Origin of the sequence: Micromonospora sp. NPDC000207 (assembly GCF_040300925.1) — a bacterium.
Classification (GTDB): Bacteria; Actinomycetota; Actinomycetes; order Mycobacteriales; family Micromonosporaceae; genus Micromonospora.
In genome coordinates this window covers 1-12,979 of record NZ_JBEPEQ010000138.1, presented here as the reverse complement: position 1 = coordinate 12,979, position 12,979 = coordinate 1, and the positions used below count along the sequence as shown (strand labels likewise).

The following is a 12,979-nucleotide window of genomic DNA, read 5'->3' as shown; positions in this document are numbered from 1 at the left end:
GGCCTCGCCGCTGTCGGTGTCGCGGCTGCCCGCGGCGCGGGCGAGGTTGTCGGCGAGCCGACGGAGCACCCGGACCGCGTTCTCGGCGTCCCCGGCGGCGTCGACGGCCGCAGCCCGGAGCGCGGAGTTCTCGACCAGCAGAAGCACGTTCATGGTCAGGGCGTCGCCGAACACCTCGTCGACGACGGACTGTTTCGACCCGTAGGTGATGCTGGTGGCGCGGGTACGGGTCTGGAAGTTCGAGTCGATCACCCCGGTGACGGTCAGCCGGGCCAGCCACTGCACCACCATCGGTGAGAGGCGGTGCGGCGGCTCGGAGCCGGGCGGCGGCGGTGCCGGGAGCAGGGTGTGCAGCCCACGCCAGAGCGCGCGGCTGTGGTCGTGCGGCCGGGGCAGGTAGATCGGGACCCGCTTCTGTTCCCGCTCGCGGGGTCCGCTGCGTCCCCAGACGCTCATGGGTTCCAGCAGGTGCCGGTCCTGCCACTCGAACCGGTCGCCGTTGGAGATCATGGCGCCGGTGATGCCGTCGGCGTCGCCGAAGAGGCGGATGCGTCGGGACTGCCAGGTGTAGAGGCCGAGTACGCCGTACGGGCCCCGGGTGACGGTGGCCTCCTCGGCGGCGGTCTGGGGCTCGCGCTCCCACACCGGCAGGTCCCGCTCGTCGGCGGTCCGCCACCCGGGGGCCACCGGTACCAGGTTGAGCAGCAGGGTCTGCCGCAGGGTCTCGCCCTCCAGGTGGACCCCGCCCAGCCAGCCGAGGGAGCTGGCCCCGATCGGGTAGCCCTTGCCGTTCTTGGCCTGCGGATCCCCGACGGCACCGGTCTTGATGCCGGAGGTGTCGTACGCCTGGCAGTGCACCAGCCAGCGGGCGGCCTCGGCGGGCGTGACCGACTCCATGCCCCGGCCCGCCCGAGTGGTGAGGAAGGGCATGCCGTTGGGGACGTCGGCGATGAGCCGGGCCAGTCCGTAGGTGTTGTCCTTGCCGGCTCGCAGCTCGGCGACCTGGTAGAAGGGCTGCCTCGGGTGCAGCAGGTCGAAGCGGTCGCGGAAGGTGCCCAGGTAGTCGGTGAGGTCGTCGATCGGTAGCCGCCGGTCGTGCCACAGGGCACGCCAGGCTTTCTCACCGGGCGGGCCGTCCGTGGCGCGGTGCAGGACGGCCAGCGCGAGTCTCAGGATCGCGAAAGTCTGCGTGGGCAGTTCACAGGCGATCATCCGGATGTCCTCGGCGTGCTCGAAGAGACCGAGCAGCGACACGTCGCGACATCGACCTTCGCCGTCGAGCACGGGGATCCACGGCTCATCCATAAGGGAAAAATTGGGGCACTGTGGATGGTTTGTCATACTAGCAACCTCCTCTCTGCACCACTCTAACGATGAGCAGTGCGTCGCTGAGTAATATGGTGCTCAGACTTGCGCGCACCCCGTCATCGATATAGCGTTTCGCCATTGCCGCCTCGTAGCGCGACATAGTCCCTCCGCAGGGAGGGGTGATCCTGATGATCAGTGGGTCGCAGTGCCGTTCCCCGCGTAGGCGGGGTTTCCTAGTCGTTTCGGACAAAACGGAGACCCTCTTGAGGCTCGTAGTAAAGATCGAAGGGGCAATCTCGCCCGTGACCCTTGCCGTCGATGTCGAGGACAAGCCCCGCGAGCCAGCAGCTTCCGTACCAGACCCTGAAGTAGAGCCGACCCTTGAGCTCGGCCATTACCTCACCGAATACGTCGCCAAAGGTCACGGCCTGTGGCAGCGCCACAGTGCACTGAACGAGGGACCGGGCCAAGTCCCATGTGGGCACAACGTTCAGGCAGACGATGATCCCACCCCCATCGATCCATGGGGGGATAACTAGACCGATCGAGGTACGTACGAGGGGTAGAACCTCAGGGGGGTCGGCGACACCGGACAGGCGGAAGTCGTCGGCCTCGGGTTCCCTGGCGGTGATGTCGTCCTGCTGTTTCGCCTCGGCCTGGTTGATCGCGGGTTGCCACGCTGGTGGGCCGACCGGTGCCTCGCCGTAGGCGGTCTGGGTGATCGGTGCGATGTCGGTGGGCAGCCGAAGCGGCGCGCCGTCGAGGTGGGGCAGGAACACGGCGGCGCTGCGCAGCAGGGTCGCCGGCTGGTAGACCCGGCGCGAGCCGGTCACCGGCTGCGGTGGCTCGGTGCTCCAGTCGGCGCCGGTGATCCAGCAGTTTGCCGTGGTGAGCCGGGTGGGGCGGTCACGCGGGTGCCGGTGCAGTCGGCCGATGCGTTGCAGTGCCAGGTCCACGGGGGTGAGGTCGGCGACGAGCAGGTCGAAGTCGATGTCCAGGGACTGGTCGGCGACCTGCCTGGCGACGACGACGTGCCGGTGGGGTCGGGTGCCGCTGCCGGGTGGTCCGAAGGTGTCGCACAGCCGGCGGTCCTTGGCGGCGCTGTCGAGGGCCATGAACCGGGAGTGCGCCACGGAGACCGGGGTGTCCGGGCCGAGGGCCGCGCGCAGGGCGGCGGCGGTGTCCTGGACCCGGGCCACGGTGTTGCGGACCACGAGGGCGCAGCCGCCGTCGGTCAGCCGGTCACGCAGCAGGTCGGCCAGTGCGGGCAGGTCGTCGGGGAATCGCCGCAGGCTCACCTTAAGGCCGCATCCGGAGTCGGCGCAGCTGACGGCGGTGGCTCCCCAGTCGGGGGCCGACACGGTGACCAGGGGGTACCGCAGGTCGGTGCGTAGCCTCGCGGAGGGGTCGGTGCGTACTTCGCCCCGGTCGCGCCAGGTGAGCGGCGGTGGTGGGCCATGGCGGCCGTCGTCGTAGGCCTTTAACAGTTCGGCGCGGCGGCGCGCGGGGAGGGTCGCGGAGAGCACGACCACGGGCACGCCGTGGGCGCCGAGCCATTCCAGGGTCCGGTCGAGAATTCGGTTCATGTAGACGTCATAGGCGTGGGCCTCGTCGATGACGACGACCTTCTCGGCGAGTCCGAGGTGCCGCAGGACGAGGTGTTGGCTGCGCAGCGCGGCGAAGAGCAGTTGGCCGATGGTGCCGACGACGAAGCTGGAGAGCAGGGTCCGTTTGGGTCCGGCGAGCCAGGGGGGGACGCCGACGTCGGTGCCCCCGGCATCCTGGTCGATGCCGCTGGCCGGCAGAGTGTGGCGCAGCCGGTCGTAGTCGTGGTGCAAAGCCGTCTTACCGCAGGTGAACCGGATGTCCCGGCCGCCCCGGAGAATCTGCGGGTCAGGCAGTCGGCGCAGCCAGTGATCCCACAACTGCCTGGCCACGCCAATCGTGTGGGCGGGGTACCGCCACAGCGGCGGCCACCCCACCGGCGAGGTGCCAGCGTGGTCGGCCTTGCCCCAAACGGAGGGGGCGGCATCGCCGAGGGCGTGGGTAAGGGTGGTCACCGGGGCCCCGGGAGCAGGGGGCTGGGCGCGCCACTGTGTGACAGGTAGAGCACGTCCCGGGCGCGGGTCAAGGCGACGAAGAGCAAGCAGCGTTCCCGCTGCATGTCTTGAAGGTGAGCGTGCGGATCCTCGGCGGCCGAGGTGAGTGCGTAGGGGGCAGGAAGCACACCCGCGTCGAGGCCAACGACCGCAAGGCACTGGAACTCCAGGCCTTTCATGCTGTGCATGGTCAACACGTGCACCCCGTCGGGTCCGTGTTTGTCGTCGGCGACGGGAATGTGTGCATCGTTGAGGATCCGGCAGATAGTAGAGACGAGCTGCCCGGTGCGGACGGCGATGCCGATGGCGTGGAGTTCCACGCCCTGTTTCCGCCAGGTCCCGACCTGCTCGATCAGCGCCTCGAACTCACCGTCACGATCGTCGTGAGCAACCTGCTGGGGTACCCCGCCACGGGTAACCGAGCGGTAGCCCCGCAGCGTGTCGTCCTGCCCGTCTAGGCCGATGGCGGGGTCGCCACCGAGGATCTTGACCGACAGGTCGAGGATCTCGTGGGTGGTGCGGTAGTTGACAGTGAGCCGCCGGGTGCGGCCCCGGACCTCGATCCCGAGCTGTGCCAGGGAGACGTGGCTGTCGTAGATGCGCTGGTACGGATCTGCGAGCAGGAACATGTCGTTCGGCCCGGGGGCAACGAGCGCCCGAAGTAGCCGCCACTGCGCCGGGTGCAGGTCCTGCCCTTCGTCTACAACGAGGTGCCGGTAAGGGGCGGGTGACCGGTGCGCGATCGCGGCGGCAACGTCAGCGAGTTGAGTGTGGGTTCTTCGTCGCCGTTTCGCCAGCTCACGGGTCATCGTCTCGATGGCGGTCCACACTTGGTCTCGCTGGTTGGCGCGAAGGCTCGTGCCCCGGCCCCGCCGGGGCACAGCTCGATACTCCGATTGGGAGGTCACCTGCTGGGCGAGGACGACCTGCTCCCATTCGTGCTTGATGAAGGCGGCGCTGAAGGGGACGACCCGCCCGGCCCGGTTGACGTAGGTGGTGGTCTTCGCCGCGGCCGCGCAGAGCTGGTCAAGAGTCTCGGTGTCGACGATGGTGACCTTTCCGCTGTCGCGGGTCACGATTTCGTTGGCCAGTTTGTCGACGCTGATGACGTCGATGCGGGCCCGGATGACCGGGTCTGGCGTGAGCCGGTAGAGCTGACGGGTCAGGGCGTCGGCGAGGGCCCGGGTGTAGGTGGTCAGTAGGACCTTCTCGCCGTCGGAAAGCTGGCCGGCGAGGTACACCGCCCGGTGCAGACCGGTCACGGTCTTCCCGGTCCCGGCGCTGCCGGTTACCAGCACAGGACCGCTATAGGTTCGCCGGTAGGCGATGTCCCGTTGGGTCGGATGCAGGAAGATCCGCCATACGTCGAAGGGGTGGGTGAGGATGGCGTCCAGCTCGATCGGACCGGAGACGAAGACGACCCGCTCGGGCGTACGACGCGCGGCCGTCAGCAGGTCGTCGAGGTCGACACCAGCGACAATGTGCGCGGAAAGCTCCTCCCACATCTCCTTGACGGAGAGTCCGCTGGACAGGCCACGAAGCACGTAGAGCTGGCTCTCCGGGAGACGCCCGGCGAGGGTTTCCAGTTGCTCGTCGGTGACGATGACCCGGAGCAGCGGAACCAGGTCCTCGTCCACGCCGAGACGCAGAAAGTCGGTGGTTGCGACGTTGCCAAACAGGGTCGCGCCGCGGGGACGCAGAGATTCGGCCCGGGTGAACTCCTCGATGCCCTGCTGGTCGCGCATCTCCAGCACACCCAGAACCTGGTTGACCGTGAACCGGCGGCTCACCGCGAAAGCGACGGCGTCGTCGTGGGGCATGACGTTGAGCAGGCCGTACCTTTCACTGCCAAGGCAGAGCACGACCCCGCGGTAGGACTCGTCAATTCGGATGAGGCGGATGCGGGAGTCGCGGGCTCCGGCCAGTTCCTCCATGTGGGTGTGCTCGGCGAACGTGTTGATGGCGGCTACGACCGCACGTTGCACTCGATGCTGCAACCTGCCGTAGGCAGGGAGGAACTCCCGGCCGATGGCCAACTCAGCCATACCCATCCTCGTCAACGATTACCTGGACGACGCCAGGGCTTAGTGGTCGGAACTGTCGTGAGCCGGACAGGCTCCTCGGGATCGATCCCGCAGCATGGACGGCGGCACAGGCAAGGCAGTGCAGCCGTCCAGATTCAAACATCCTGTGAACCCACTTTGCAAGTACATCGGGGAAGCTTCTGTTCACTAAGTGGTTCGGTTATGCTGGCCTCGTGCTACATGAACCGCGCCTCAAGGACCGGTACCGATTGGCCCGCCTACCCCTGGCTCACAAGGGGATGGGGGAAGTTTGGTCCGCACAGGACCTTCTTCTTGATCGTCCCGTCATCGTGAAGTTCGTCGATCCCGCGCATCTGGATCTGGATGCGCTGCGCCGGTTCCGCCGAGAGGCCCGTCTCACCGCCCGCCTCGACCACCCCGGCGTGCCCGTCGTTTATGACATCGGCGAGGACAAGGGCCGGCCCTACGTCGTCCTTCAAAAAATCGAGGGGATCACCCTCACTGACATGGTCGCCGAGCAGGGCCCACTGCCGATCGGTTGGGCGGCCTCCATCGGGGCTCAGATCAGCGCAGTCCTGCTCGCCGCGCGACGGATCGACCTGGTGCACCGCGACCTCAAGCCGAGCAACGTCATGCTGGACACCAGCGGCGCGACCAAGGTGCTCGACTTCGGCCTGGCAGTCATCCGCGACGACGAGCGATACTCACGGATCACCCAATCCGGACAAAGTCCCGGCACCGTGGGCTACATGGCACCGGAACAGATTCGAAGCGAGCCCGCCGACCACCGCACCGACCTGTACGGCCTAGGTGCCACCCTCTTCTACATCCTCACCGGTCACGCGCCCTTCGGTGACGGCGCCACCATGACCACCGTATGGCGTCAACTGGAGGGCCCCGCGCCGCATCCTAGCCAGCTGCGACCGGAGATCCCCGCCGTGGTGGACGACCTGGTGCGGTCACTGCTGGCGATCGCCCCCCGGGACCGTCTGGCCACCGCCGCCGAGGTATACCGCGTACTGGCACCCCTGGCCCAAGACCTGCCGCCCCTGCCCGGGGTGTTCACCGAGGCAGCCGAGGCCGTACAGGCATACGCCGCGATCGTGGGCAGGGTGCCACCGCGCGCCCTTGCCCCCTCGACGCCCGCCGGTCCGCCGCCCCCACTCGACCCAGCCCAGCTCGTCGCCGAGGCTGAACACCTGGAGGCTACCGGAAAGTACCGCGCTGCGGCGCGTCAGTGGCGGCACCTGGCCCACGAGCACGCCCACCTGCACGGCGAGGACGACACGACGGTGTTCGACTTCCGGGTGCGCGCGGCGCGCGCCCACCTGCCGCTCGGTGAGCACGACCGCGCGCTCCGCCAGTTCACCACGCTGCTGGAGAGCCGGATCCGTTCGCACGGCCCGGAGGACGCCCGGGCCGGCACGCTACGACGGGAGATCGCGAATCTACACGGTGACCAGCTCACCTCCGCCCACGACGACCCGTTCTGGGTCGCTGAACATCCGCGGTAGCAGCGCGGCCTTCTGCGGCGGGAACTCCCCGCCGCCGCAGCGGAAGATCCGGGCACAGTTCTGCCCCCGGGTCTCGGTCGCCAGGGCCCGCCGGGCCAGCGAGGTGTACATGCCGCTGTGCTTCAGCCAGGCCGCCTCCTCGCCGTGCCGATCGAAGCCACGGCCACTCCCGGCGTGCCCGAACACGTCGTGCACGGCACGGAACATGTCGTTCTCGCCGTCACTGAGGTACGGGTGGGCGTTGCCGCTGGCCGCGCTGGCCCACACCTTGATCCGGCGCTGCCGCACGTCGGCGAGCATCGAGGCGACATCCGGGTACGGGTCCTCGTCGACGACCCGCACCATCACCCCCAGGCCGCCGTACTCGACCCGGCCCACCAGCAGGTGGTACTGCCGCAGGGTCTCCCGGCAGAACGCGGCGTACGCGGCCCGGGCCCGCTCCTCGCGGACCGGCGCCGCCATGTACGCCTCGGCTATGGCGACCCCGACCCCCGGGTCGAGACGCACCCGCGCGTACACCCACGGCGGCGGGACGACCCTCGGTCCGCCCCGGTACCGCGCCGCACCCTCACAGATGTAGGCGACCGGTGTGAAGGACGAGGACGATACGACGGACGGCGGGGATACGAACAAGGGTGTTCATGGTCCTCCTTCGATAGCAGAGACGATCGGTCTTTGGTCTTTGTCAGCGGACGGGCAGGGTCAGCTGCCCGCCCGTCGGGGAGGTCTCGCTGGGCTGCGGGCGCTGCTCGCCCCGCAGCAGTTCACCGAGGACCCGGATCTCGGACTTGCGGCGGTCCAGGTGCACCTGGGCGAACTTTCCGATGCTGGTGCTGCGACCACGACGTGGCATGGCTCCTCCAGAGAAGGTGTGAATCGGTGTCGCCCCGAAAGATAGTCGTTGTGAACCAGGCACACAAGCTACTACCCCGTGTTAGGGTTCACGCCGTGACAGATGAGGCGACTGACGCCCCCCACGGGGCCACCCTGACCGCCAGCGGCATCGCCCAACTCGCCAACGTCGGCAGGGCAGCGGTGAGCAACTGGCGTCGCCGGTACGCCGACTTCCCCACCCCCGTGGGCGGCACCCCCACCAGCCCCACCTTCGACGCCACCCAGATCGAGAGCTGGCTGCGCCGCCACGGACGACTCCACCAGGCCAGCACCGAACAGTGGGCCTGGCGGAACATCGAGACCTACCAGCCCGCCGCCGCGATCAGCGACGTCATGGGCATTGCCGGCGCGTACCTCCTCGCCCGCGCCGACCACCCCGACACCGACGGACAACGCCCACCCACCCCGAACCAGCTCGTCACCCAGCTACGGGCGCTCGACCCCGACCTGGCCGCACCGGTGGCCGCCCTCCTGCCACCGCAGTGGACCCCCCAGCTCACCACCCTCCTGCGCTCCGTGGACCAACTCCGCGCGGAACACGGCGCCGAAGCGGCCTTCGAAGCCCTACACGCCCGCTACGTCAACTCCGCCCACTCGCTCTCCGGGCTCGCCGGCACCCCCGACACTGTCGCCGAGGTGATGGCGGCCCTCGCCGGCCCCGGCACCCACATCCTCGACTTCACCAGCGGCACCGGATCCATCCTGCGCTCGGCCGCCGACCTGGCCCTACGCGACGGCATCGGCCCCCACTGCCACGCCCAGGAGATCAACCCCCAGTACGCCCTGATCACCCTGCTTCGACTGTGGTTCGTGCACCTGCGCGCCCGGCAGGCCGGACACCAGGTGCCACCACCCGCCGTCCACGTCGGCGACAGCCTCCTCGCCGACGCCCTCCCCCACCTCCGCGCCGACGTGGTCGTCGCGAACTTCCCCTTCGGCGTTCACGACTGGGGCCACGACCGCCTCGCCTACGACCCCCGCTGGACCTACGGACTCCCCCCACGCACCGAACCCGAACTCGCCTGGGTACAACACGCCCTCGCCCACCTCTCCCCCACCGGCACCGCCGTCGTCCTCATGCCTCCCGCAGCCGCCGCCCGCCCCGCCGGCCGCCGCGTCCGCGCCGAACTGATCCGACACCACGTCCTCCGGGCCGTCATCGCCCTCCCCGCCGGCCTGATGCCACCCACCAACGTCGGCCTGCACCTCTGGATCCTCACCCAACCCCACCCCCACCAACCCGGCGGCGACGAACTCCTCGTCGTCAACGCCGCCACCGCCACGACCGACCGGACCCTCACCGAGGTCACCACCGCCGCCTGGACCGCCTACCGCTCCGGCCGCTACACCGAGGAACCCGGGGTCCACCGGACCGTGCCCGCCATCGACATGCTCGACGACGAGGTGGACCTCACCCCCCAGCGCTACCTCCCCCAGCCCGACGAACTCACCACCGACCCCGCCCACATCCTCGCCGGCATCGACGACTTCACCCGACTGCTCGACCACACCCGAGACAGCCTCCCCGCAGTCCGCGAGGCGAAGACCGCCCCCCTGCGCGAAGCCCCCCAGGCCGACATCGCCGACCTCGTCCGCTCCGGCAGCATCACCGTCGACCGCGCCGTCACCCGCAGCCGCTCCACCACCGACCCCACCGTCGAAATCACCGTCCTGACCGGGATGGACATCCTCGCCGGCGGACCGCCGACCGGCACCGTGACCCGCCCCGCCCACGACACCCCAGGCCCCCGCGTACACGCCGGAGACATCCTCGTCCCCGTCATCGGACGCACCGTTAACGCCCGAGTCGCCACCCCCGACCAGGTCGACGCCGAACTCGGCGCCGGCGTCCAACTGCTCCGCGTCGACACCACCCGGTTCGACCCGTGGTTCGTCGCCGGAGTCATCTCTCGCACCGACAACGCCCGCATCGCTGGCCGAACCGCCAGCAGTGTCAACGGGGTCCTCCGCATCGACGTCCGGCGACTCACCATCCCCGTTCTACCGCTCGAGCAGCAACAGGCGTACGGACGGGCCTTCCGGCAGCTCGTCGAATTCCGCAACGCCTTGGACCGGGCAGCAGCGACCGGAACCGTGCTAGCGCGGGACATCGCCGATGCGCTCACCCTAGGCGCGATCGACCTCACACCATAGACAGCCCGTTCTGTCAAGAATCGTCAACCCAACAACGACTGCCCTGCGCATACACTCAAGGACTCCTGACGCCTTGCGCGTTGGAGGGGTCTGTCGACGCACGTGTGGCACTCGGTGCCAGCGGCATCATGCGATCATCTTGGGATGCTCCAGGTCATCACAGGGATGTACTTCGGTGACGTCGCGCTGAACGCGACGGAGCATTGCCGAACCTTGTACACCAACGCGGACTTTTCGGTGGTCGGGCAGGTCGACCTGCCCGGAGGCACCCTGACACCGACGACCGACACAGAAGACTTGCACACGGCCTTGCTCGAGTACACCGAGCGGTTGGAGGCCGTCCTGCCCGACGGCACCGAGGACTTCATGATCTCGACTGGTGGAGACGAGATCGCCGACGATTTGGCCGTTGTTCTGTCGTTCGCTTTGAACGCTACGTTCACCCCGATTCGGGAGAAGGCTGACCGCCTGATCAAAGAGCCCTCGGACTCGAATCGACGGTTGGTGCCTGCGGACGTCCTGCCCCGCACGTTCGCCCCGCATCTGATCTTGCGTGCCAACGACGTCGAGGCACTACTCGCCTTCACGACGAGCTTGCTCGCGCTCAACCGCAGGGTGTATGAACAGGCGATGAGAGCGATGCGCCGCATCGTCACCGCCAGCGAGCGGGTCGCCGAGGACCCGACGCTTGCCTACACCGATTACGTCGCGGCGCTGGAGTCCCTGTCGGTAGAAACCGAAGTTCTTGATACGGGTTGGGACCGTTACCCGCACGAGAAGAAGAAGGTCCTCGACCCGGTACTCGCCATGCTGACCGGAGAACAAGCCGGACAGATGCGCTCGGCGATTCTGGAGGCGGAGAAGGCGGGCGTCACCGCCCGCTACAAGGCGTTCGTGCACAGCCACATCCGCCCCAGCTTCTTCCGTGAGGAAGCCATCGGTGTGGTCCGGCCCGTGACCGAGCCTGCCCTGCCGCGGTTGGTCGCGCAGTCGTACACCACCCGTTCGAAGAGCGTCCACGAGCTCAGGGAACTGCGCCGGGAGACTTGGCTGCATGCCGATGGCGCCCACACTGCAGATGTGCCAGGCGTTGGGCTGATGCTCACGCACGAGGGCCTCAACCGGCTGGCGTGGCACGTGGTCAGGACCTTCATCCTACGCGGATCAACCGAGCTCGACCGTACTTACCAGTGGCGTGATCACCTGCCCAACGTCATCCAGGTCCGGTTGGCTCCGGAGTTCTACCTGGGACACCCCGAAACGATGACCAAGACCACCGCTGCCGCTAGGGCCGGCGAGTTCTTCGGCTACATCATCGAGGTCCTAGCTGGACGCGACGAACAGCTGCGTTTCGATTTGCGCCCGGTGCTCGAACACATCGAACTCATGCTGGCCACGCACCGCAATCGCGCAGTCCGCGAGCCAATGCTGGCCATTTACCTGCTCTGGCACCGGCTCCTGGAACCCCAGTACCACCGTCCCGCGCCCGACAAGACGCTCTCGGCGGCACTCACAGAACTTCAGAAACCGAGCATGTTCGCGTTCACCACCGGCGTTCTGCTCGGCCGAACCCCGCCGTGGTCCGTAGACGATTTATGTGATCTTGCCGAGCAGCGGTACGAGGATATGCATCGGCGCCAGTCCGTCGAGTTGCCCCCGCGAGTAGACGCCGCCCTCTGGGCGCTCGTCGCGCAGCGCCTGCTGGACGACGGCGCACCCACAAGGCTGGCCCACGCAGCAATCGGCCGGGCGGTGAAGTGCTCTCCAGGCGACGAGGACGTCCTGGCAATCGAACGACAGCTTGCCGCCGGCCAGCTGGACGATCTCGATCTACAGGCGTTGATCCTCGGCCGGTCGCCGTCTGAGCATTAGGGTGCATCTTAGATGCGTGTTTGAGATGGTCTGTCGTGGACGGTGTGGCGGAATGACTTTCGTCGGTGGGACGGGCAGGGTGGCGTGGTGTCTGCTCGTCGTGGCTACCCCTCCGACCTGACCGATGCGCAGTGGGCGTTGGTCGAGCCGCTGTTGCCGGAGCCGAACACGGACGGCCGGAGGGAGAAACACCCGCGACGGGAGATCATGAACGCGATCCTGTACGTGGTGCGGTCCGGGTGTCCGTGGCGGTACCTGCCGGCTGATCTGCCGCCGTGGCAGACGGTGTACTGGTACTTCGTCCGGTGGGAGGAGGCCGGGGTGACCGAGGAACTCCTGACCGTGCTGCGGGTCAGGGCGCGGGTGCAGCAGGGTCGGACCCCGCAGCCGTCGGCGGGGATCATCGATTCGCAGAGTGTGAAGGGCGCGGACACCGTCGGGCGGGACAGCCGGGGATACGACGCGGGCAAGAAGGTCAACGGCCGTAAGCGGTTCATCGTCACCGACACCCTGGGCCTGCTGGTCACCGTGACCGTTCTCGCCGCGAGCCGGCAGGACCGCGACGGCGCGAAGAGGGCTCTGCTCGGCGCGCACCTGGCCACCCCGATCCGGCACGTCTACGCCGACCAGGGCTTCACCGGACGCCTCGTCGACTGGACCCGAGACACCCTGCGCACCACCCTGGAGATCGTTCGCAAGCCCACCGACCAGCGTGGCTTCGCCGTCCACCCCCGCCGCTGGGTGGTGGAGCGGACTCTGGCCTGGCTCACCGCCCACCGGCGGCTGGCCCGCGACTACGAACGCCACCCAGCTATCTCCGCAGCCCTGATCCGCTGGGCCGCCATCGCCGGCATGACCCGCCGTATCACCCACGGCAAACCCGCCCGCCGACAACCCCGCCGCACCTTCAACAGGGGGGGGCCGGGACTGCCCCGGGTTCGGTTGACTCGCGGGGCTGAGCGGTTCAGGTCGCGTGTGCGGGTCTGTTGATTGTCTCGAACTCGATGGGGGTGAGCCGGCCGAGGCGTTGTTGGCGTCGGCGGCGGTGGTAGGTGCGTTCGATCCAGGTGACGATGGCCAGGCGGAGGTCGTG

9 protein-coding genes are annotated in these 12,979 nt (G+C 68.3%); 4 read left to right on the top strand and 5 right to left on the bottom strand.

What is annotated here, in order from left to right:
• From casA to ABT336_RS24420, 3 genes are all read right to left on the bottom strand, one after another.
• Positions 1-1,305, bottom strand: a 1,305-nt coding sequence (gene casA, locus ABT336_RS24430) for a type I-E CRISPR-associated protein Cse1/CasA (protein ID WP_350899449.1), incomplete at its 3' end; no start/stop codon positions are given.
• A gap of 236 nt (positions 1,306-1,541) precedes the next feature.
• Positions 1,542-3,245 (bottom strand): hypothetical protein, encoded by a 1,704-nt coding sequence (locus ABT336_RS24425; RefSeq protein ID WP_350899447.1) that lies wholly within the window; start codon positions 3,243-3,245, stop codon positions 1,542-1,544.
• A 119-nt stretch (positions 3,246-3,364) separates the two neighbouring features.
• The gene (locus ABT336_RS24420) at positions 3,365-5,452 is read right to left on the bottom strand and encodes a UvrD-helicase domain-containing protein (protein WP_350899445.1); all 2,088 of its coding nucleotides are present in this window, start codon (positions 5,450-5,452) and stop codon (positions 3,365-3,367) included.
• A gap of 248 nt (positions 5,453-5,700) precedes the next feature.
• Here ABT336_RS24420 and ABT336_RS24415 point away from each other — a divergent pair, with 248 nt between their 5' ends.
• Entirely contained in the window at positions 5,701-6,966 is a 1,266-nt protein-coding gene (locus tag ABT336_RS24415; protein ID WP_350899443.1) for a serine/threonine-protein kinase, read from the top strand.
• Here the strand turns inward: ABT336_RS24415 and ABT336_RS24410 are convergent.
• Together ABT336_RS24410 and ABT336_RS24405 are read right to left on the bottom strand one after the other, a co-directional pair.
• Positions 6,901-7,473 (bottom strand): hypothetical protein, encoded by a 573-nt coding sequence (locus tag ABT336_RS24410; RefSeq protein ID WP_350899441.1) that lies wholly within the window; start codon positions 7,471-7,473, stop codon positions 6,901-6,903. The two genes, ABT336_RS24415 and ABT336_RS24410, sit on opposite strands and share 66 nt — an antisense overlap.
• A 178-nt stretch (positions 7,474-7,651) precedes the next feature.
• Positions 7,652-7,819 (bottom strand): hypothetical protein, encoded by a 168-nt coding sequence (locus tag ABT336_RS24405; protein WP_350899439.1) that lies wholly within the window; start codon positions 7,817-7,819, stop codon positions 7,652-7,654.
• A gap of 95 nt (positions 7,820-7,914) precedes the next feature.
• Here ABT336_RS24405 and ABT336_RS24400 point away from each other — a divergent pair, with 95 nt between their 5' ends.
• From ABT336_RS24400 to ABT336_RS24390, 3 genes are all read left to right on the top strand, one after another.
• A complete protein-coding gene (locus ABT336_RS24400; protein WP_350899437.1) occupies positions 7,915-10,014 on the top strand; it encodes an HsdM family class I SAM-dependent methyltransferase in 2,100 nt (699 codons plus the stop codon).
• A 144-nt stretch (positions 10,015-10,158) separates the two neighbouring features.
• On the top strand, positions 10,159-11,886 hold the full coding sequence (locus tag ABT336_RS24395) for a hypothetical protein (protein WP_350899435.1): 1,728 nt from the start codon (positions 10,159-10,161) through the stop codon (positions 11,884-11,886).
• Positions 11,887-11,973: 87 nt separating this feature from the next.
• A complete protein-coding gene (locus ABT336_RS24390) occupies positions 11,974-12,876 on the top strand; it encodes an IS5 family transposase (RefSeq protein WP_350899433.1) in 903 nt (300 codons plus the stop codon).
• The last annotated feature ends 103 nt before the right edge of the window (positions 12,877-12,979 follow it).